Genomic DNA, 21,223 nt, shown 5'->3' with positions numbered 1-21,223 from the left:
AGCCAACCTTTCACGTCTCTTTGCCTTCGCGGCCGCCGCCACTCACCCAGGAACGTCATGCGCATTCGCGATCTTCCGTACTCCGACCCCGGTCTACCCGACGTACGGTCAGGTACCCGATTCCTCGTCTGGCTGGGCCGGAACCAGCTGGGCGGCCAGATCAAGGCCGCCCTGTGGGGGCTGCTGCACATGGGTGCCCTGGTGTGCTTCCCCCTCGCGATCGGCATCGGCGTACAGGCGGTCGTCGACCGCTCCGGTGCGCGGCTCGCCCTGGCCGGGGCGCTCATGGTGGGACTCACCGTGCTCATCGCGCTCGGCGACGCCATGCTGCACCGGGCGGCGGTCACCAACTGGATCACGGCGGCTGCCCGGGTGCAGCAGCTGCTGGCCCGTAAGACGGTCGAGCTGGGTTCGGCGCTGACCCGGCGGGTGGCGGCGGGCGAGGTCGTCGCCGTGTCCACGGGCGACGTCGAGAAGATCGGCTGGTTCGTGGAGGCGCTGTCCCGCTTCACCGCGGCCGCGATCACGATCGTCGGGCTGTGCGTGGCGCTGGTGATCTACCAGCCCGCGCTCGGCGCGGTGGTGGCGCTCGGCGTACCCGCGCTGGCGCTGGCGGTGCTGCCCCTGCTGCCGCGAGCGGCTCGGCGGGCCGATGAGCAGCGGGAGAAGGCGGGCCGGGCGACCGAGCTGGCGTCGGACACCGTGGCCGGGCTGCGCGTGCTGCGCGGTATCGGCGGCGAGGACCTGTTCCTGAGCCGCTACCGGCGGGCCTCCCAGGAGGTGCGGACCGCGGCGGTGCGCAGCGCGCGCATGTGGTCGCTGATCGCGGCGGTGCAGGTCGTGCTGCCGGGGATGCTGCTGATCGCGGTCGTCTGGTACGGGGCGGTGCTGGCCGGGAGCGGGCGGATCGCGGTGGGCGAGCTGGTCACCGTGTACAGCGCGGTGACGTTTCTGCTGTTTCCTCTGCGCCACTTCGAGGAGATCGCGATGGCCTACTCCTTCTCCCGGCCCTCGGCGCGGCGCGCGGCCCGGGTGCTGGCGCTGCGGCGCCCCTCGGCCGCGATCGAGGACGTGCGGGCGGCCGGGTCGGGCTCCGGCATCAGTCTGGACGCCGGGATCGACACGAAGCCGCCGACCGGTGATCTGTACGACCCGGCCACCGGGATGCTGGCACCGAGCGGACAGCTGACCGCCGTGGTGTGCGGCGATCCCGACGCGGCGGGGCGGATGGCGGACCGGCTCGGTGGTCACCCCGCCGAGGACGACGCGGACTCCGGGGACGGCGGCGGGGCGCCCTCGGCGCTGCTGGGCGGGGTCGCGCTGGACGAGGTGCCGCTGGCCACCGCGCGCGCCGCGGTGCTCGTCCAGGACAAGGACCCGGTGCTGCTGTCGGGCACGCTCACCGAGCTGCTGGATGTGCCGCGGTCGGGCGCGGTGCCGCCGAAGGAGGCGCTGGACGCGGCGCAGTGCGGCGATGTGCTGGAGGCGCTGGGGCAGGCCTCGGTGGCCGACTCGGGCGACGGCGACCCGATGGGCGCCCGCATCACCGAACGCGGCCGCTCCCTGTCGGGCGGCCAGCGGCAGCGGCTCGCGCTGGCCCGCTCGCTGGTGACCGACCCGGAGGTGCTGGTGCTGGACGAACCGACGTCGGCCGTGGACTCGCACACCGAGGCACGCATCGGGGAGGGGCTGAAGCGGCTCCGGACGGACCGGACCACGGTCGTGTTCACCTCCAGTCCACTGCTGCTGGACCAGGCCGACCGGGTGGTGTTCGTGCACGACGGCGTGGCGGCGGGGGTGGGAAGCCACCGCGAGCTGCTGGGCACCGATCCCGCGTATCGCGCGGTGGTCACCCGGGAGCCGGACAGCGGCGGGGAGCGGGACGACGACCGCGGCGGGCTCACGGACCTGGAACGCATCGAGGAACAGATCGAGGAGTCGGCATGATCGGCGTGGCGCCACCCGTCTACGACCCGGCCGCACCGGAGTCGGCGACGACACTGCCGGTCGGCACGGCCGCCACCGTGCGGGACTATGTGCGCGAGCTGCTGCGGCGGCACCGGAAGGCCTTCAGCGTGCTGATGGCGGTGAACGCCACCGCCGTGCTCGCCTCGATGGTCGGCCCTCACCTGCTGGGCGGAGTGGTCGAGGACCTGTCACAGGGCCAGGACGACCTCCATATCGAGCGCACGGTCGCGCTGTTCGCGGTGGCGCTCGTGGTGCAGACCGTGTTCGTGCGGATGGTGCGGCTGCGCGGTGCGGTGCTGGGCGAACAGATGCTGGCCGATCTGCGCGAGGACTTCCTCGTACGGTCGGTGGGGCTGCCGCCGGGCGTGCTGGAGCGGGCCGGGACCGGTGATCTGCTGTCCCGGATCACCACCGACATCGACCGGCTGGCGAACGCGATGCGCGAGGCGGTGCCGCAGCTCTCCATCGGCGTGGTCTGGACGGGCCTGCTGCTGGGCGCGCTGACCGTGACGGCCCCGCCGCTGGGTCTCGCGGTGCTGGTGGCGCTCCCGGTGCTGGTGATCGGCTGCCGCTGGTACTTCAAGCGGGCGCCCAGCGCCTATCGCTCGGAAGCGGCCGGGTACGCGGCGGTGTCCGCGTCCCTGACCGAGAGCGTGGACGCCGGCCGGACCATCGAGGCCCACCGGCTCGGCGACCGGCGGATCACCCAGTCCGAGCTGCGGATCAAGCAGTGGACCGCGTGGGAGCGATACACGCTCTGGCTGCGCTCGGTGCTCTTCCCCGTGATCAACGTGAGCTACACGCTGATCACCGGCTCGGTGCTGATGATCGGCGGCGTCTGTGTGATGCAGGGCTGGATGTCGGTCGGCGAGCTGACGACGGGGGCGCTGCTGTCGCAGATGCTGGTCGAGCCGATCGGGCTGATCCTGCGCTGGTACGACGAGCTCCAGGTCGCGCAGGTGTCGCTGGCCCGGCTGGTGGGGGTGCGGGAGATCGAGCCGGGCCCGGCCGATGCCGGAGTGGCGCCCGTCGGCCGTGAGGTGCGGGCGGACGAGGTGCGGTTCGGCTACCGGGAGGGCAGCGATGTGCTGCACGAGGTGTCCATGACGGTGCCGCCGGGGACGCGGCTGGCGCTGGTGGGCCCGTCCGGCGCGGGCAAGTCCACGCTGGGCCGCCTGCTGGCCGGGATCTACGGTCCGCGGACCGGCCGGGTGACCCTGGGCGACGCGGAGCTGGCGCGGATGCCCGCCGAGCAGGTGCGCACCCATGTCGCCCTGGTCAACCAGGAGCACCATGTGTTCGTGGGCTCGCTGCGCGACAATCTGCTGCTGGCCCGGACCTCCGCGCAGGATGCCGAGCTGTGGGCCGCGCTCGCCGCGGTGGACGCGGACGGCTGGGCGCGGGCGCTGAAGGAGGGCCTGGACACGGAGGTCGGTTCGGGCGGACTGGCGCTGACCCCGGCGCAGGCGCAGCAGATCGCGCTGGCCCGGCTGGTGCTCGCCGATCCGCACACCCTGGTGCTGGACGAGGCCACCTCGCTGCTGGACCCGCGGGCGGCCCGCCACCTGGAACGGTCGCTGGCCCAGGTGCTGAACGGCCGGACCGTGGTCGCCATCGCGCACCGGCTGCACACCGCTCATGACGCGGATGTGATCGCCGTGGTCGAGGCGGGCCGGATCAGCGAGCTGGGCAGCCACGACGAGCTGGTGGCGGCCGACGGCGCCTACGCGGCGCTGTGGCGCTCCTGGCACCAGTGACACCCCGGGGCGCCTGCGCCACGGCGGTCCCGGTACCGGCATCATCCGGACCGGGACCGCCGTGGAGCGGTGGCTCAGATGAAGCCGAGGGCACTCAGCCCGCCGATTCCGCCGAGCACCATGAAGACGGGCATCAGCACCTTCAGCTCGACCCAGCTGCCCGCCCGGAAGCGCATGGCCTCCGGCGGGCCGATCGGGTACCAGCGCTTGCGGCCGATCGGTATGGGCCACAGGATCGGGCAGCCGGAGACGGTGAGCGCGTCCCCGATGTCGTGGACGAGGGCGCCGAGGATGATCGGCAGCCCCAGCCAGAGGTATTCCTGGCCCGGCGCGGTGAACAGCCAGTCCGCGCCGTTGCCCGGCTTGTTCAGGATGCCGGCGAGTATCCAGGCGCTGGTGGCGCCGAGCAGCCACACCAGGACGTCGCTGGAGACCCGCGCCGCCCGCCACAGCAGACCCTCGACGGCGAGCACCATGTGGACGAAGAGGATGCCGAGCACCGCCCAGCGGCCGCCGACCAGGGCGAGTGCCGAGGATCCGGCGCCGATGAGGACGGCCCAGACCCAGGTGTGGGTCAGGGTGCGGTGGCCACCCGAGCGACGGGGGTCGCCCGGTTTCCTGGTCGACTTGTAGACCGCGTACGACAGCTTGTCGATCACTTCGCACAGCACCCGGGAGATCGGCCCGAAGGCGCGGGAGATCGTCGCCGCCTTGTGGTCGAGGTCCGGGGCGAGCGCCGCTCCGGCGCAGATCAGCGCGCCGACGACGAGTACCGGCCAGGGCATCTCGTGGCCGGCCGCGGCGGCCGCCGCGCCCACTCCCAGCCAGGCTGCCGCTCCGGACAGCGAATGCGCCGGTCCCATCATGGTCGTACCCCGCCCCTGTTCTTGCCCGCTTCGGTGCGGGAGTTGGTTGCATCGGCTCACCACACCCTAGCCACGGACGATCTTCGTCCGCACAGCCGGTTCCCGCCCTGCCGGGGAAACCAGGCAGTATAGGTGCGTGACTCTTATCGATCAGCTGCCGAGCGAAGCCGACCCCGACACTCTCTTCGAGAGGTTCTCGACCTGGGTCGAGGAGCGGGGCATCTCGCTCTATCCCGCCCAGGAGGAAGCGCTGATCGAAGTGGTGTCCGGTGCGAACGTCATTCTGTCGACGCCCACCGGATCGGGAAAGAGCCTGGTGGCAGCGGGCGCCCACTTCGCCGCGCTGGCCCGGGACGAGGTCACCTTCTACACCGCGCCGATCAAGGCCCTGGTCTCGGAGAAGTTCTTCGAGTTGTGCAAGCTCTTCGGCACCGAGAACGTCGGTATGCTCACCGGGGACGCGTCGGTCAACGCGGACGCGCCCGTCATCTGCTGTACGGCCGAGGTGCTGGCGTCCATCGCCCTGCGGGACGGCAAGGACGCCGACATCGGCCAGGTGGTGATGGACGAGTTCCACTTCTATGCGGAGCCCGACCGGGGCTGGGCATGGCAGATCCCGCTGCTGGAGCTGCCGCAGGCGCAGTTCATCCTGATGTCGGCGACGCTCGGCGATGTGACGCGGTTCGAGGAGGACCTGAACCGGCGCACCGGGCGGTCCACCGCGGTGGTGCGGTCGGCGACCCGGCCGGTGCCGCTGAGCTACGAATACCGCACGACGCCGCTCACCGAGACGCTCACCGAGCTGCTGGAGACCCGGCAAGCGCCCGTCTACATCGTGCACTTCACCCAGGCCGCGGCGGTCGAACGGGCACAGGCGTTGATGAGCATCAACATGTGCACACGGGCGGAGAAGGACGAGATCGCCTCTCTGATCGGCAATTTCCGCTTCACCACCAAGTTCGGCCGGAACCTGTCCCGTTATGTCCGACACGGTATCGGGGTGCATCACGCGGGGATGCTGCCGAAGTACCGGCGGCTGGTGGAGAAGCTGGCCCAGGCCGGGCTGCTGAAGGTCATCTGCGGTACGGACACGCTCGGGGTGGGCGTCAACGTACCGATCCGGACCGTCCTGTTCACCGCGCTGACGAAGTACGACGGCCAGCGGGTGCGGACGCTGCGGGCGCGGGAGTTCCACCAGATCGCGGGCCGGGCCGGGCGCGCCGGGTTCGACACCGCCGGGTTCGTGGTGGCGCAGGCCCCCGAGCACGTCGTCGAGAACGAGAAGGCGCTCGCGAAGGCGGGGGACGACCCCAAGAAGCGCCGCAAGGTGGTCCGCAAGAAGGCCCCGGAGGGCTTCGTCAACTGGGGCCAGAACACCTTCGAAAAGCTCATCGCCTCCGACCCCGAGCCGCTCACCTCCCGGTTCCGGGTCACCCACACGATGCTGCTGTCGGTCATCGCCCGCCCCGGCAACGCGTTCCGCGCGATGCGCCTCCTCCTCGAGGACAACCACGAGCCGCGCAAGAACCAGCTGCGGCACATCCGCCGGGCGATCGCGATCTACCGCTCGCTGCTGGACGGCGGGATCGTCGAGCAGTTGGAGGCTCCCGACGCGGAGGGGCGGCACATCCGGCTGACGGTGGACCTCCAGCAGGACTTCGCGCTCAACCAGCCGCTGTCCACCTTCGCGCTCGCCGCCTTCGAGCTGCTGGACCCCGAATCGCCGTCCTACGCCCTGGACATGGTGTCGGTGGTGGAATCGACGCTGGACGACCCGCGGCAGATCCTGGCGGCCCAGCAGAACAAGGCGCGCGGCGAGGCGGTCGCCGCGATGAAGGCGGACGGGGTCGAGTACGAGGAGCGCATGGAGCGGCTCCAGGACGTCACCTACCCCAAGCCGCTGGAGGAGCTGCTCTTCCACGCCTACGGGCTCTACCGCAAGAGCCACCCCTGGGTCGGCGACCACCCGCTGTCGCCGAAGTCGGTGATCCGCGACATGTACGAGCGGGCCATGACCTTCACCGAGTTCACCGCGCTCTACGACCTGGCGCGGACCGAGGGCATCGTGCTGCGCTACCTGGCCAGCGCCTACAAGGCGCTGGACCACACCGTGCCGGACGACCTGAAGTCGGACGACTTCGAGGACATCATCGCCTGGCTCGGCGAGATGGTGCGGCAGGTCGACTCCAGCCTCCTGGACGAGTGGGAACAGCTCGCCAATCCGGAGGAGGAGTCCGCGGAGGAGGCGCAGGAGCGTGCCGACCAGGTGCGGCCGGTCACCGCGAACGCCCGCGCCTTCCGGGTACTGGTGCGCAACGCGATGTTCCGCCGGGTCGAGCTGGCCGCACTCGACAAGGCGGCGGAGCTGGGCGAGATGGACGCCGAGTCCGGCTGGGACGAGGACGCCTGGGGAGACGCGCTGGACGCGTACTGGGAGGAGTACGACGAGCTGGGCACCGGCCCGCAGGCCCGCGGTCCGAAGCTGCTCCAGATCGAGGAGCAGCCCGAGCACGGGCTGTGGCGGGTGCGGCAGACCTTCGACGACCCGAACGGCGACCACGACTGGGGCATCTCGGCCGAGGTCGACCTGGCCGCATCGGACGAGGAGGGCCGGGCCGTGGTCCGCGTCACCGACGTGGGCCAGCTGTAGCCTCCCGGCCGCCGCCCGGCCCCCGAACCCCCTCAGCGAAGGAGCACCTCCGATGACCAATCCCGCCGAACGTCTGGTCGATCTGCTCGACCTGGAACGGATCGAGGTGGACATCTTCCGTGGGCTCAGCCCCGATGAGTCGCTCCAGCGGGTGTTCGGCGGGCAGGTGGCGGGGCAGGCGCTGGTGGCCGCCGGGCGCACCACCGACGGGGACCGCCCGGTGCACTCGCTGCACGCGTACTTCCTGCGCCCGGGGCGGCCGGGCGTACCCATCGTGTACCAGGTGGAGCGGGTCCGGGACGGGCGCTCCTTCACCACCCGCCGGGTCGTCGCGGTCCAGCAGGGTCGGACGATCTTCAATTTGACGGCCTCCTTTCACCGTCCGGAGCCGGGCATCGAACAGCAGCTGCCGATGCCCGAGGTGCCTGAGCCGGAGAGCCTTCCGAAGCTCTCCGACGAGATCCGCGAGCACTTGGGGGCGCTCCCCGAGTCGCTCGCGCGGATGGAGCGCCGCCAGCCTTTCGACATCCGGTACGTCGAGCGGCTGCGCTGGACCGATGAGGAGCTGAGGGAGGCGGAACCGCGCAGCGCGGTGTGGATGCGCGCGGTCGGACCGCTCGGGGACGACCCGCTCGTCCACACCTGCGCGCTCACATACGCGAGCGACATGATGCTGCTGGACGCGGTGCGGGTGCCCGTCGAGCCGCTGTGGGGCCCGCGGGGATTCGACATGGCCTCGCTGGACCACGCCATGTGGTTCCACCGGCCCTTCCGTACCGATGAGTGGTTCCTCTACGACCAGGAGTCGCCCGTGGCGACCGGCGGCCGGGGCCTGGCGCGCGGCCGGATCTACGACCGCGCCGGCCGCCTCCTGGTGTCCGTGGTGCAGGAGGGCCTGTTCCGCCCACTGGCTCCGGCGCCGAAGCCCACGGAGAGCGGCTGAGCCTCAGCCCCGGCGCGGCGCGCCCCACTGTGGTTCAGCGCTTGCCCACCAGCCTGCGCCACAGGCCGCGCGGGCGACCCGCGGACCGACCCGGGGGCCGGGTGCGGCAGGTGGGAAGCGGTGCCACCGCGGCGTCCGGCCGCGGTGCGGGGCGGACCCGGCGCGCCTCCCGCACGGCGTCGGCGAGCGCGACGCGATACCGCAGGACCTCCTGGGGACCCTCCGCCGTCTGCACCTGGTCGATCACCTTGCGCGCCGCGGCCGCGACGGGCCGCACCGGGACGAGCGCGGGGCGAAGCTCCCGCACATGAGCCCGGTCGTGCGGATCGCCGACGGCGGCCGCCAGCTCATCGGGGCCCAGCACCGCGGCCAGCACCCCGGCGCGCGCCCAGGGGTCCCGGGTCCGGGAGAGCATCTGGTCGATCCGCCGCGCCCGCCAGCCCTCGGCCCGCGCGTCCTCCCCGGCGGCCAGCGAAGCGCTCAGCCCCGGTGGCGTACGGCCGGTCAGCAGATCCGGCTCCCGGGCGGCGAACTCCTCCAGATCGGTCGCCAGATAGAGCCACACCACGCGCCGGTACCGGTTGACATAGAACCGGGCCGGGGCGAAGAAGCCGCCGCGCGCCAGGCGGGTGAGCCTGCCCGGGGTGATCCCGAGCAGCTGGGCCCCCTCCGCCGTGCCGACCACCCGCAGCCGGGCGCGCAGCGCCTCCGGGAATCCCTCGGCGCCGGTCAGCCGCGCCAGCTCCTCCCGCGCCACCCGCCGCCCCGCGGGGGTGGTGATGGTGCGCACCTCTCCCAGCTGCTCGGCCAGCTCGAACTCGCGCTGCATGAGGCCCAGCATCCGGGCCGCGGTGCGGAACGCGACGCCCGTCGGCTGCCCCGGCCCGGCGGGGGCCGATGGCTTGCGGCGCTCCGGCGCCTCCCGCGCCTGCCGTGTCTCCCCCGCCTCCCCCGTCTCCCGAGCCTGCTGCTCCACGCGTACCACTGCCATGACGAAGCCTCCCCCGCGATCCATCAATCACTGACAGTGACGACGATAGCGTCGCGGCACGACGGTCCGTCAGGCCTGTGGAAAACCGCCTGTGGATAACCTCCCGAGGTCCCCGGCTCTCCCCCGCTCCCGGTCCCGGCCCCCGGCCGTCAGCTCGGGGCGCCGCTCTCCTGCCGGGCCTCGACTCCCAGGTGCTCCCCCACCCTGTTCACCAGCAGCGTCATCTCGTAGGCGACCTGCCCGACATCGGCGTCCGGGCCGCTGAGGACGCAGAGACAGCTGCCGTCACCCGCCGCCATCACGAAGAGGACCCCCTCCTCGAACTCGACCATGGTCTGCCGCACCCGGCCCGTCCGGAAGTGGTTGCCGGACCCCTTGGCGAGGCTGTGCAGCCCGGACGCGACCGCCGCCAGGTGCTCGGCGTCCTGACGTTCCAGCGTCGCGCTCGCCCCCGTCACCAGGCCGTCGTTCGACAGCACCAGCACATGCCGCACCTGCGCGATCCGGTTGGTCAGGTCGTCCAGTAACCAGTCGAGCCCCTTGCTGAGTGCCATTGGCGTTCCTCCCCGATTCCCCTTCAGCTGCGTGCCAGCCTTTCTCACCGCCGCCGTCTGGGCAACCGCCCTGCCTGTCCCTCCGGCCGTTCTGCGCTCATTGACGCAAGATGGGGGCATGGCACAGAAAATGTCGAGGGATCAGTGGCAGAAGTTCCTCTCCGAGGGCACCCGCACCGGCAAACTGGCGACCGTACGGGCCGACGGAAGCCCGCATCTCGCGCCCATCTGGTTCCTGCTCGACGGGGACGACCTGGTCTTCAACACCGGGCAGGACACGGTCAAGGGGCGCAACCTGGCCCGGGATCCCCGGGTCAGCCTCTGCGTGGACGACGACCGGCCCCCGTTCTCCTTCGTCACGGTGCAGGGCCGGGCCGAACTCAGCGATGAGCTGGGGGAAGTACGGGAGTGGGCCACCCGAATTGCCGCCCGCTATGTGGGCGATGACCTCGCCGAACAGTTCGGGGCCCGCAACGGTGTTCCTGGCGAGCTACTCGTACGGGTCCGCATCGAGAAGGTCATCGGCCTCGCCGATATCGCCGACTAGTCGAACGGTGAAGTAATTCGGCCGAAATCAATCGTTCACGGTCGCATCACGACCTTTATCGCACCGTCCTGCTTCTGCTGGAACATCTCGTAGGCACGGGATGCCTCCGACAGCGGCAGGCGGTGGGTGGCGAAGCCGTCGACACCCAGCGGATCCTCGTCCGTCAGCAGCGGCAGGATGTCGTCGGCCCAGCGGCGCACGTTCGCCTGCCCCATCCGCAGCTGGATCTGCTTGTCGAACATGGTCATCAGCGGCAGCGGGTCGGTCATGCCGCCGTAGATACCGCTCAGAGAGACCGTGCCACCGCGCCGCACCAGCGCGATGGCCAGCCGGAGTGCCGCCAGCCGGTCGACACCGGCCCTGGCCGTGAGCTTCGCGCCCCAGTCCCGCGGCAGGATCCCGGCGGCCCGCTGTGCGGTCCGGCCGAGCGGGCTGCCGTGGGCCTCCGTACCCACCGCGTCGATGACCGAGTCCGGGCCACGGCCCCGGCCCGCCGAGAGCACGGCGCCGACCAAGTCGTCCTGGCCGTCGAAGTCGTTCAGGTCGAACGTCTCGACGCCGTCGGCATGGGACCGCCGCAACCGCTCGGGCACCAGGTCCACACCGATCACCCGCCCGGCTCCCCGATGCCTGGCGACCCGGCAGGCCATGGCGCCGATGGGGCCGAGACCCAGCACGCACACCGTGCCGTCCCGCGGGATGGCCGCGTATTCGACCGCCTGCCAGGCCGTGGGCAGGACATCGGAGAGATAGACGAAGCGGTCGTCCGGCGGCCCCTCGGGCACCTTGATGGGACCGTAATGGGCCTGCGGCACCCTCAGATACTCCGCCTGGCCGCCCGGCACCGCGCCGTACAGCTTGCTGTAGCCGAAGATCTCCGCCCCCATCCCGTACTCGATCACCTGCGTGGTCTCGCACTGGGTCGGCAGGCCGGAGCCGCACATCCAGCAGGCCCCGCAGGCGATCTGGAACGGGACGACCACCCGGTCGCCTGGCCGGAGACCGGTCGCCTCCGGACCGGTCTCCTCGACGATCCCCATCGGCTCGTGGCCGATGATGTCGCCGGGGGTCATGAAGGGCGTGAGCACCTCGTACAGATGGAGATCGGACCCGCACAGTCCGGTGGTGGTGATCCGTACGATCGCGTCCGTCGGTTCCTTGAGGATGGGGTCGGGCACCGTCTCCACGCGCACATCGCGTCTGCCCTGCCAGGTCACCGCTCGCATCGCCGTGTCCTTTCGCGTGGTCGTCGGCAGTCGAGGTGCCCCGGGTACCCGGGGAGGAACGGCCGAAGCGGCGAACGGATTCTCGCATTCCGAGGTCATCCGCGGGCGCGGCGCAGCTGCTCGCCGACCCGCTCCACGAGCCGGGCCGTCTCGGCGGCGGCGACAGCCTGGTCGGTGCCCGCGGCGCTCAGCACGACCAGGCAGGTTCCGGCGCCCGCCGCCGCGACGAAGAGGGTGCCGCTCTCCAGCTCGATCATCGTCCGGCGCGCCTGGGCGGGGCGCGCACGGCGGCGCCCCGTGCTCCTGGCCAGGCCGTGGAACCCGGAGGCGATCTCGGCCAGGTGTTCCGCGTCCCGGCGGGAGAGCCCGCGGGACGCCACCAGAACGGTCCCGTCCTGCGAGAGCAGTACGGCATGGCGGACACCCCCGGCACGGGCCATTCCGTCGTCCAGGACCTGGTCGAGCAGGCCCGGGTCGAGCAGGCTCCGATCGAGACCGGCGGACGAGCGGGCGGCGGTTGCGCGGCGCTTGAGCATGACGGTCTCCCTCGGTCGGCACGCGCCGCGAGCGGGCGACGCGCTCGGGGTCCCCCCATGGGCCAGCGACGCTAGCCCGCAAGGGGGCGCATTGAGGGGCGCATTACGAACCTGTTGGAATTTGACAGAGTCAGATTCTCGAATGACCGCTCGATGCCCGAACCTGTTCTCAGGACGGAATCGTTCCCCGGACGAAGGAGCCCCGCATGCCCCAGGACCGCGCCCAGGGAAGCCACCGGGACAGCGCGGCCGACGTGAGGGACTTCTTCACGCCCCGGGCGGCCGACTGGGACAGCCGCTTCCCTGACGACGGCCCGGCCTACGCCGCCGCCGTCGCCGATCTGGGCCTGCGCCCCGGGGACGCGGTGCTCGACGCGGGCTGTGGCACGGCCCGCGCCGTGCCCGCGCTGCGCGCCGCGGTCGGTCCCCGCGGGACCGTGCTGGGCTTCGACCTCACGCCCGCCATGCTGGCGGCGGCCCGACAAGCCGGTCGGGACCGGGACGGGGCGCTCGCCCTCGCCGATGTCGCCCGGCTGCCGCTGCGCGACGGCTGTCTCGACGCGGTCTTCGCCGCCGGGCTGATCTCGCATCTCACCGATCCCCGGGCCGGGCTGTGCGAGCTGGCCCGGGTGGTGCGCCCCGGCGGGTCGTTCGCACTGTTCCACCCGGTGGGACGCGCCGCCCTCGCCGCTCGCCACGGCCGCGCGCTCACCCCCGATGATCTGCGGGCCGAACCCAACCTGCGGCCGCTGCTGGCCCGTTGCGGCTGGCGGCTCGACGCATACACGGACGAGGACACCCGCTTCCTGGCCCTCGCGGTCCGTCAGGGCTGACGGTCGGCGGAGCCGCGCCGATCGCCCGGCGCCGCGTTCGTCGCGATCGCCGCAGCGAACGCCGACGGGTCGTCGAACATCATGTTGTGCCCCGAGTCGGGAACGGTCGTCACCACCACTCCCGCGGCCACCAGTTCATCGCGCCCGGTGAGGGCATCGCCGTGCCCGCCGACGAGGTAGGTGCGCGGGATGTCCAGCCCGATCAGCATCCGGCGCATGGTCGGCTCCGTACCGCGCACCAGCCCGCATGCGCTGCGGTGCAGGGCCCTCGGGTCCGCGAGCCGCATCGTGGCCCGCCACACCGGCCCCACCCGCTCGAGGGTTTCCGCGAAGCCACCGCCGTTCACGAACGCGTCCTCCGTATACGCGCTGATCCCACTGCTGCCCGCGGTGCGCGGCGGTGCGGGATCGAGGTTGGCCTCGGTGAGCACCAGCCGGGAGACCAGGTCGGGGCGGCGTACCGCGAGCACGATGGCGACCGCCCCGCCCATGCTGTGCCCGACGATCTCGGCGCTCCGCGCACCGGCCGCATCGAGGGCGGACGCCAGCGCGTCGGCATGGTCCTCCAAGGTGTACGCGAAGTCGGCGGGGCGATCGCTGATGCCGTGACCGGGCAGGTCGACGAAGAGCGAACGCCGCCCGGCGAGGGCCGGATCGGCGGCGATGTGCGCGTGGTAGACGGCCGAGACCGCGCCGAGGCCGTGAACGTAGACCCGGGGCGCGCCGCCCTCACCGTCACCACCTGCCTCGGTCCAGCGGATCCGGGCCCCCTCCGGGCCGAATGGGGCTTCGTGCATGGCCTTCCCTCCCGTCGCTCGATGCTTCTGAAGCTTCTGAGTGCTCTCGGACAATACATCGATAACGATGTATTGCGCCTTCGAAGTACAGCGAAGTGCGTCACAATGCGGGCATGCTCGAACTCGCCATCCTCGGCTTCCTCCATGACGCGCCGCTGCACGGCTACGAGCTGCGCAAGCGCATCACCGCGCTGACCGGGCACGTCAAACCGGTGGCCGAGAGCACGCTCTACCCGGCCATCAAGCGGCTGGAAAGGGCGGGGTTGCTGGCCCGCGAGACCCGGCCCGGCGCGGGGGCGGCACCCCGGCACGTCCTGACCCTGACCGCCGACGGGCGCGCCGAGCTGCGCCGCCGTCTCGCGGATCCGGCCGAAGGCGACATCACGGACGAGAATCGCTGGTTCACCCTGCTGTCGTTCCTGCGGCATCTGGACGACCCGGCGCGGCAGGCGGCCGTACTCGAACGCCGCCTGGCCTTCCTGCGACGCCCCTCCAGCTTCTTCTACGAGGGCGACCGGCCGCTGCGGGCGGAGGAGGTGGAGGATCCCTTCCGACGGGGCGTCCTCACCATCGCGCGCGCCACCAGCCAGGCCGAACTGTCCTGGCTGCGGCGCACCCTGGACGCGCTGCGCGCCGGGGACGAGAGCTGACGACGGCCGCGTCCGGAGTCTCGACGCCGCGCCTACCGGCTGGTTAGGGTGCGCCGGACGAAGAACAGCAAGAGGAGGCCGCCGTGTCCGCCACGGAGGAGTCGGGCGAGGAAGCCCTGTTTGTGCTGACCGCCGTGCTGCTGACGCCCGCACAGTTCCCGAGCGTGCTCGGCGACGACTACCCCGAGGCCTGCGCCGCGCTCGGGCTGGAGCCGTACGAGCCGGGCTACGGACTGGTGCTGGGGCAGGACGGCAAGGGCGCCCGCTGGACGGTGGTCACCGACGACGTATCGCTCGTGGCGTGCGCCATCGCGACGTGGGACTGCGGCATGGAGTACGCGCTGTCGCTCGACGACCGGACCGTGGTCGCCTCCCTGCCCGGCTGGCCGCTCGCGGTGGCGGTGGCCGCCCCGGGCGTACCGGCGCCGCACGACCCCGCCCCCGACACCCGGCCCGGTGGCGCGGCCCGGCAGCCGCTCGCACCCCCGGACTCCGCGCGGTGGGGTCCGGCGCAGCGGCGGCTCGGCGCGGACGAGATCGCGCTCCAGTGGGCGATCTGGCGCGAACAGGTCGACAGCGACGTGACGTTCGTATCCCCGGGCGAGAAGCCGCACGGGGGTGTGCGGCGCGTGCTGGAAGAGGCGCGCGGCTACCTGGACACGCCGCCGCCGCTGGGCCGGATCCGGTCCGCGTTCGCCGCGGGTGACGCGCGGACGCTGCGGGCGGACGGGCCGGGGTGGAGCATGGTGGCGCGGACCGATGACATCGCGTTCGTGCTGCTGGACGAGGAGCCGGGCGAGGTGCTGCCGGTCGGCCGCGGTCCGGAGCTGCCGGGGTTGCTGACGGCGCTGGACGAGCTGGCCGTACGACCGCACTGAGCGCGGGTCGGCGCGACGGCATCCCGGCGGACGGCCCCGGACGACGTCGCCTGCCCACGCCCCGTAGACGCGCCTCCGCACACCCGTCGACCGGGCACCGGGCGTCCGTGACCGGCCGGGGTGGGGAGCCGGGACGATCCGCGATCGGTATTGCGCGGTCACTCCCAGGCGCGCGCCGCCCCCGCTCCCGAACCCGGCCGGTGGCCCGATGCCTCACCGAGGCCCGGGCGCCTGGGTCAGCGCCCCAACTGCTTGCGGGAAACCCCGCGCAGCCTGCGCCGCTGCGACGGGTCCAGCAGCAGGTAGGCGCCCACCGGCACGCCGACCATCACCAGCAGCGCGGCCCAGAAGGGCAGCACCCACAGCAGGATCACCCCAGCCACCACACCTCCGGCGGCGACCTTCGCGCGCGTGGACATCGCACCCGCCTCCTTAACCCGGCCCATAGCCGTATCCACTCTCACAACGGACACCGGCGGCCGCCGGTTCCACATCCGGCCCGCCGTCCTGTACCCTCGGCCGCCCACTCCGGTAGTCAAATTTGAGGAATGCGTCAGAGCTGTGACCCCACCCTCCGCGACCACCCCCTCCGAGATCGCCGAACTCTGCCGCTCCACCGCCGTCTTCCTGCCGGGCGACCCCTCGCGCGCCGGGCGCGTCGCCTTCTGGCGGCCGGACGGCCCGCCGCCCGGCGGGCCGTCCGGCTCCACCGAGGAACTGACCGGTGCCGTCCCGGACGACTCCGGTGTCCGCACCCGCACCGTACGCGCGCTGACGCTGCCCCTGTCCGAGGCGCTGCCCGTGCTCACCCGGGCCCGGGCGCGGGCCGCCGCCCAGTCGGGCGGTGAGCCGTCGGGCCGGGGAGGGGCCGATCCCGCGACGGCCTTCTGGGGTGCCGCCGCCGTCCTCGCCCTGCAACTCGCGGCCCGTGGCCGCCTGCTGCCCGGTCTCACCGCCACCGATCACGACGCCTGGCGCGTCGGCCCGCTCGACGGGGATGACCTGGAGCGGGTACGGGAGCTGGCCGCCGCCATGCCCGCCGCCGCCCACGCGGTGGTGCTGCCCGGCACCGACCCCCTGCTGCTGCCGGACCCCGAACGGCACCTGCGCGCCTTCCTCGACGCGGTCGCGGACGGTTTGCCGCGCTCGCCCGCCGCGTCCGTGGCCGCGGGCGGCCCCGCCTTCGCCGCCACCGCCCCGCGGCGGCTGCCCGAACAGCGCGCCTGGGCGGCCGACGTCGCCGCCGGGCACGACGCGGGCGTACGGCTGTCGCTCCGTATCGAACTGCTCCACGCCGGCGGCACCCGGCCCGGCTTCCGCGCCGTCCTCCAACTGCACAGCCTCACCGACCCGTCCCTCGTCGCGGACGCCGCCGACGTGTGGGCGGGCACCGCGCCCGCCGGTGCGGCACTCGGCCCCCGGGCCCGGATGGACGCCCTGCTCACGCTGCGGCGCGCGGCCCGCGCCTGGGCGCCGCTCACCCCGCTGCTGTCCGCCGCCGTCCCCGGGGCGGTCGACCTCGCCGACGAGGAGGTCACCGAGCTGCTGGGCCCGGCGACCGGAGCGCTGGACGCGGCCGGGGTGAAGGTGCACTGGCCCAAGGAGCTCGTGCGCGGGCTCACCGCGCGCGCCGTCGTCGGTCCGGACGGGGAGGACGGCCCCGGCAACGACCAGGGGTCCGGGATGCCCTCCTTCCTCTCCGCCGACGCGCTGCTCCGCTTCAGCTGGCGGTTCGCCGTCGGCGACCAGGAGCTGACCAGGGAGGAGCTGGACCGGCTCGCCGAGGCGGGCCGCCCGCTGGTGCGGCTGCGCGACCAGTGGGTGGTCCTGGACCCCGAGGCGGCGCGGCGCGCCCGCGACCGCCAGGACCGCAAGCTCGCCCCCGTCGACGCGCTCGGCGCCGTGCTCACCGGCCGCGCGGAGGCCGACGGCGCCGAGGTGGAGGTGCGGGCCACCGGCTGGCTGGCCGCGCTGCGGGACCGCCTCGCCCGGCCCGGGGAGGACGGGGGCGGGCCGCCCGTCGCCCAGCCCGCGGCCCTCGCCGCCACCCTGCGCGACTACCAGCTGCGCGGTCTGGACTGGCTGGTCCGGATGACGTCGCTCGGCCTCGGCGGCTGTCTCGCCGACGACATGGGGCTCGGCAAGACCATCACCCTGATCGCGCTGCATCTGCACCGGCAGGACGTGCCCGAGGCCGCCGGACCCACCCTGGTGGTCTGCCCCACCTCGCTGATGGGCAACTGGCGGCGCGAGATCGAGCGGTTCGCGCCGGGCACGCCGGTGCGCCGCTACCACGGCACGGCGCGCAGCCTGGACGGCCTCGCGGACGGGGAGTTCGTCCTGACCACGTACGGCACGATGCGGCTCGACGCCCAACGGCTGGCCGAGGCGGGCCCCTGGGGCATGGTCGTCGCCGACGAGGCGCAGCACGTCAAGAACCCGTTCTCGGCGACCGCCAAGCGCTTGCGCACCATCGGGGCCAAGGCGCGCGTCGCGCTCTCCGGCACCCCCATCGAGAACAACCTCTCCGAGCTGTGGGCGATCCTCGACTGGACCACGCCCGGGATGCTGGGCACCCATGACGCGTTCCGCAGGCGCTACGCCCAGGCGGTGGAGAGCGGCAGCGACCCGGCCGCCGCGGAGCGGCTGTCGAAGCTGGTCCGCCCCTTCCTGCTGCGGCGCCGCAAGTCCGACCCGGGCATCGCGCCCGAGCTTCCCCCCAAGACCGAGACGGACCGGGCCGTCGCGCTCACCAAGGAGCAGGCCGGGCTGTACGAGGCGGTGGTGCGGGAGATCCTCGCGGAGATCGCGGGCGCCGACGGGCTCGCGCGGCGCGGACTCATCGTCAAGCTGCTGACCGGGCTGAAGCAGATCTGCAACCATCCGGCGCAGTACCTGAAGGAGGACCGGCCCGTGGTCCCCGGCCGGTCCGGGAAGCTGGAGCTGCTCGACGAGCTGCTGGACACCATCCTCGCCGAGGGCGCGAGCGTCCTCGTCTTCACCCAGTACGTGCAGATGGCCCGGATCCTCGAGGCCCACCTGAGCGCGCGTGGCGCACCGGTCCAGCTGCTCCACGGCGGTACGCCGGTGGCGCGCCGCGAGGAGATGGTGCGGCGCTTCCAGGACGGCGAGGCACCGGTGTTCCTGCTGTCGCTGAAGGCGGCGGGCACCGGGCTGAACCTCACCCGCGCGGGCCATGTCGTGCACTACGACCGGTGGTGGAACCCGGCCGTCGAGGCACAGGCCACCGATCGTGCGTACCGCATCGGCCAGACCCAGCCGGTGCAGGTCCACCGCCTCATCACCGAGGGCACGGTGGAGGATCGGATCGCCGCGATGCTGGAACGCAAACGGGAGCTGGCCGACGCGGTGCTGGGCTCCGGCGAGGCCGCGCTGACCGAACTGACCGACACCGAACTCGCGGAGCTGGTGGAGCTGAGGGGGACCGAGCGATGAGCCGTACCGGGAACACCGACGAGCACGGGTACGCCGAGGAGCGCGGGTACGCGCCCGACGGGCGGCCCGAGCGCACCCTCGCCGCCCTGCCGCCCGCCCACGGCCGCGGCTTCGCCCGCACCTGGTGGGGCCAGGCGTGGCTGAAGGCCCTGGAGGACACCGCGCTGGACAACGGGCAGCTGAAGCGCGGCCGCAAGCACGCGCGCGAGGGCGCGGTCGGCGCGGTGTGCGTACGGCCCGGGCGGATCACCGCCGTGGTACTGGGCCGGGACCGCACTCCGTACCGCTCCGACGTGCTGCTCCAGGAGCTGGACGACGCCGAGTGGGACCGGCTGCTGGAGGTGGTCGCGGAGCGCTCGGGGCACATCGCCGCGCTGCTCGACCGCGACATGCCGCCACAGCTCGTCGAGGACGCGGCCGCCGTGGGCGTCGACCTGCTGCCGGGGATAGGCGACCTGGAGCCGGAGTGCGCGTGCGAGGCGTGGGACCACTGCCCGCACACCGCCGCGCTGTGCTACCAGGTCGCCCGGCTGCTGGACGAGGACCCGTATCTGCTGCTGCTCATGCGCGGGCGCGGGGAGCGGGAGCTGCTGGACGAGCTTCAGGTGCGCAGCGTGGGGCACGCCGCCCGACACGCCGTACCGGCGGGGGACGACGCGGCCACGGAGGGCGTACGGGCCCGGGAGGCGTTCGCCGCGCCCGGCCCGGCCGCGCTGCCCGCTCCCCCACCGGCCGTCGCCGCGCCCGGCCGTCCCCCGGCGCTCGCCGGGGGTACGGACCCGGCGCCCGGGCTGGACGTCGCCGCGCTGGAGTTCCTCGCGGCCGACGCCGCCATACGCGCCCAGCGGCTGCTGGCCGAGGCGCTGGCTCCCGGGCATGCCGCGTCCCCCGTTCCGGCCGTGCTGACGGAGTGGCAGGACACGGTGCGGCTGACCGCCGCCGGTCCCGCGGCCGAGGTCGCCGCCCGGCTCGCGGCGGGGTGCGGCCGCGACCGCACGGATCTGGCCCGCGCCGTACGGGCCTGGGAGCACGGCGGGGCCGCCGCGCTCACCGTGCTGGAGGAGGAGTGGATTCCGGACGCGGAGGCGCTGGCGCGGGCCCGCGCCCAGCTCGCCGCCGCCTGGGAGGAGGGCGAGCGGGCGCCCCGGCTGCGCGCGGCGGGCAACCGCTGGACGGCGATGGGCACCGACGCCCAGGTGCGCTACGGACGCGACGGGCGCTGGTGGCCGTACCGCAAGGACCGGGGCCGCTGGTGGCCCGCCGGTCCACCGGCCCAGGATCCGGAGGCGGCCCTGGCGATGCTCGGCTCGGACTGAGTTCAGGCGGCGGCGCCGGGCTGCGGAAGGGGCGGCAACCTTTCGCGGGGGCATGGCAACCGTAGGGCGTCAGAACCCCCCACGCCTCCACGAGACGGAGACATCCCCATGCCCCCATCGCGTCCGCGCTCCCGGCGCCGCCGCCCCGGTCCGCTCGTCGGCCCCCTGGCCTTCGCCGCCGGCGCCACGCTGATCGCCGTTCCGGCCACCGGCTGGCTCGGCGACGGCGGCCGGGCCCACGCGGCCGGTTCCGCCGCCGCGGCGACCCTCGTCGTCGCCAAGGACGGCAGCGGTCAGTACACGACCGTCCAGGCGGCGGTCAACGCGGTCCCGGCGAACAACTCCTCCGCGGTCACCATCTCCGTCAAGCCCGGGACGTACCGGGAAACCGTCAAGATCCCCTCCAACAAGCCGCACATCCGGCTGGTGGGCAGCACCGGCAACAAGAGTGACGTGACGATCGTCTACAACAACGCCTCCGGCACCCCCAAGCCGGGCGGCGGGACCTACGGCACCAGCGGCAGCGCGACCGTCGCCGTCGAGGCGGACGACTTCCAGGCGCGCCATCTCCAGTTCGTGAACGACTTCAACGAGGCGAACACGAGCATCACCGACAAGCAGGCGGTCGCGCTGCGCACCGCGGCGGACAAGATCGTGCTGGACAACATCGGTGCGGTCGGCGACCAGGACACCCTGTTACTCGACTCCGCGAGCAAGTCCACGGTCGGCCGGGTGTACGTCAACAACTCGGTGATCCAGGGCAATGTCGACTTCGTCTTCGGCCGTGCCTCCGCCGTCATCAACAAGTCGACGATCCGGCTCGTCAAGCGGTACGACGGCAGCTCCGGCGGCTATGTGGCGGCGCCCTCGACCGCGGCCGGGAAGAAGGGCTTCCTGTTCATCGGCAGCACCATCAGCGGTGACGTCACCAACCGGTCGTTCTACCTCGGCCGCCCCTGGCACGCGGGCGGGGACGCGAGCCTCGATCCGCAGACGGTCGTCCGCAATACGAACCTGTCGGCAGCGGTCAAACCCACGCCGTGGACGGACATGAGCGGCTTCTCCTGGAAGGACGACCGCTTCGCGGAGTACAAGAACACGGGCGCCGGTTCCGGTGCGGCGAGCGGCGACCGGCCGCAGCTGACCGACGCGCAGGCCGCCGACTACGAGATCGCGGACTGGCTCGCCGGCTGGCAGCCGTCCTGATCCGGCGGGTCCGGCCGGTTCGACAGGTCCGGTGAACTCCGGCCACCGG

18 protein-coding genes are annotated in these 21,223 nt (G+C 73.0%); 11 read left to right on the top strand and 7 right to left on the bottom strand.

The features are described 5' to 3' along the window. Nucleotides 1–57 precede the first annotated feature (57 nt). Both LCH29_RS04700 and LCH29_RS04695 read left to right on the top strand, forming a co-directional pair. Nucleotides 58–1,947, top strand: coding sequence for an ABC transporter transmembrane domain-containing protein (locus LCH29_RS04700; protein WP_446460405.1), 1,890 nt, complete (start codon nt 58–60; stop codon nt 1,945–1,947). After that, nucleotides 1,944–3,725 carry an ABC transporter ATP-binding protein gene (locus tag LCH29_RS04695; RefSeq protein WP_446460404.1) on the top strand — a complete coding sequence of 594 codons (1,782 nt, stop codon included), beginning with the start codon at nt 1,944–1,946 and terminating at the stop codon, nt 3,723–3,725. Before LCH29_RS04700 ends, LCH29_RS04695 begins: the two co-directional genes overlap by 4 nt. Nucleotides 3,726–3,799: 74 nt before the next feature. Here the strand turns inward: LCH29_RS04695 and LCH29_RS04690 are convergent, their stop codons facing one another. Continuing rightward, complete coding sequence (locus LCH29_RS04690; RefSeq protein WP_446460403.1) at nt 3,800–4,591, bottom strand: metal-dependent hydrolase; 792 nt, start codon at nt 4,589–4,591, stop codon at nt 3,800–3,802. Nucleotides 4,592–4,727: 136 nt separating this feature from the next. Between LCH29_RS04690 and LCH29_RS04685 the strand changes: the two genes are divergently transcribed. Both LCH29_RS04685 and LCH29_RS04680 read left to right on the top strand, forming a co-directional pair. Then, nucleotides 4,728–7,241, top strand: coding sequence for a DEAD/DEAH box helicase (locus LCH29_RS04685; RefSeq protein WP_123106480.1), 2,514 nt, complete (start codon nt 4,728–4,730; stop codon nt 7,239–7,241). Between the two features lie 52 nt (nt 7,242–7,293). Next, nucleotides 7,294–8,184, top strand: a complete 891-nt coding sequence (locus LCH29_RS04680) for an acyl-CoA thioesterase (RefSeq protein ID WP_446460402.1) — start codon at nt 7,294–7,296, stop codon at nt 8,182–8,184. Between the two features lie 34 nt (nt 8,185–8,218). Here the strand turns inward: LCH29_RS04680 and LCH29_RS04675 are convergent, their stop codons facing one another. Both LCH29_RS04675 and LCH29_RS04670 read right to left on the bottom strand, forming a co-directional pair. Further along, a complete protein-coding gene (locus LCH29_RS04675) occupies nt 8,219–9,175 on the bottom strand; it encodes a DUF6397 family protein (RefSeq protein WP_446460401.1) in 957 nt (318 codons plus the stop codon). A 149-nt stretch (nt 9,176–9,324) separates the two neighbouring features. Continuing rightward, a complete protein-coding gene (locus LCH29_RS04670) occupies nt 9,325–9,729 on the bottom strand; it encodes a roadblock/LC7 domain-containing protein (RefSeq protein ID WP_123105835.1) in 405 nt (134 codons plus the stop codon). Between the two features lie 118 nt (nt 9,730–9,847). On the opposite strand from LCH29_RS04670, the gene LCH29_RS04665 reads away from it, so the two are divergent. Next, the gene (locus LCH29_RS04665; protein WP_009720759.1) at nt 9,848–10,276 is read left to right on the top strand and encodes a PPOX class F420-dependent oxidoreductase; all 429 of its coding nucleotides are present in this window, start codon (nt 9,848–9,850) and stop codon (nt 10,274–10,276) included. A gap of 35 nt (nt 10,277–10,311) precedes the next feature. On the opposite strand, the gene LCH29_RS04660 is transcribed toward LCH29_RS04665, so the two are convergent. Together LCH29_RS04660 and LCH29_RS04655 are read right to left on the bottom strand one after the other, a co-directional pair. After that, complete coding sequence (locus LCH29_RS04660; protein ID WP_446460400.1) at nt 10,312–11,502, bottom strand: alcohol dehydrogenase catalytic domain-containing protein; 1,191 nt, start codon at nt 11,500–11,502, stop codon at nt 10,312–10,314. Between the two features lie 95 nt (nt 11,503–11,597). Continuing rightward, nucleotides 11,598–12,038, bottom strand: coding sequence for a roadblock/LC7 domain-containing protein (locus LCH29_RS04655; protein ID WP_446460399.1), 441 nt, complete (start codon nt 12,036–12,038; stop codon nt 11,598–11,600). A 206-nt stretch (nt 12,039–12,244) separates the two neighbouring features. Here LCH29_RS04655 and LCH29_RS04650 point away from each other — a divergent pair, with 206 nt between their 5' ends. Continuing rightward, entirely contained in the window at nt 12,245–12,871 is a 627-nt protein-coding gene (locus LCH29_RS04650; RefSeq protein ID WP_446460398.1) for a class I SAM-dependent methyltransferase, read from the top strand. Here LCH29_RS04650 and LCH29_RS04645 read toward each other — a convergent pair. Continuing rightward, a complete protein-coding gene (locus LCH29_RS04645; RefSeq protein WP_446460397.1) occupies nt 12,862–13,668 on the bottom strand; it encodes an alpha/beta fold hydrolase in 807 nt (268 codons plus the stop codon). The two genes, LCH29_RS04650 and LCH29_RS04645, sit on opposite strands and share 10 nt — an antisense overlap. A gap of 113 nt (nt 13,669–13,781) precedes the next feature. Here LCH29_RS04645 and LCH29_RS04640 point away from each other — a divergent pair, with 113 nt between their 5' ends. Further along, complete coding sequence (locus tag LCH29_RS04640; protein WP_446460396.1) at nt 13,782–14,318, top strand: PadR family transcriptional regulator; 537 nt, start codon at nt 13,782–13,784, stop codon at nt 14,316–14,318. 83 nt (nt 14,319–14,401) lie between these two features. Further along, a complete protein-coding gene (locus tag LCH29_RS04635) occupies nt 14,402–15,196 on the top strand; it encodes a hypothetical protein (RefSeq protein WP_446460395.1) in 795 nt (264 codons plus the stop codon). A 236-nt stretch (nt 15,197–15,432) separates the two neighbouring features. Here LCH29_RS04635 and LCH29_RS04630 read toward each other — a convergent pair whose 3' ends face one another. Next, the gene (locus tag LCH29_RS04630; protein WP_446460394.1) at nt 15,433–15,615 is read right to left on the bottom strand and encodes a hypothetical protein; all 183 of its coding nucleotides are present in this window, start codon (nt 15,613–15,615) and stop codon (nt 15,433–15,435) included. Between the two features lie 142 nt (nt 15,616–15,757). Between LCH29_RS04630 and LCH29_RS04625 the strand changes: the two genes are divergently transcribed. The 3 genes from LCH29_RS04625 (at nt 15,758) to LCH29_RS04615 (ending at nt 21,174) form a co-directional block, all read left to right on the top strand. Then, nucleotides 15,758–18,652 (top strand): SNF2-related protein, encoded by a 2,895-nt coding sequence (locus tag LCH29_RS04625; RefSeq protein WP_446460393.1) that lies wholly within the window; start codon nt 15,758–15,760, stop codon nt 18,650–18,652. Further along, nucleotides 18,649–19,968: an SWIM zinc finger family protein gene (locus LCH29_RS04620; RefSeq protein WP_446460392.1), complete on the top strand. Its 1,320-nt coding sequence runs from the start codon at nt 18,649–18,651 to the stop codon at nt 19,966–19,968. The genes LCH29_RS04625 and LCH29_RS04620 overlap by 4 nt, the downstream gene beginning before the upstream one ends. A 108-nt stretch (nt 19,969–20,076) precedes the next feature. Continuing rightward, a complete protein-coding gene (locus LCH29_RS04615; protein ID WP_446460391.1) occupies nt 20,077–21,174 on the top strand; it encodes a pectinesterase family protein in 1,098 nt (365 codons plus the stop codon). The last annotated feature ends 49 nt before the right edge of the window (nt 21,175–21,223 follow it).

This window comes from Streptomyces sp. BRA346, assembly GCF_052851135.1.
Note: the sequence above shows the minus strand (reverse complement) of the source record. Positions and strands in the feature narration are given on the sequence as shown.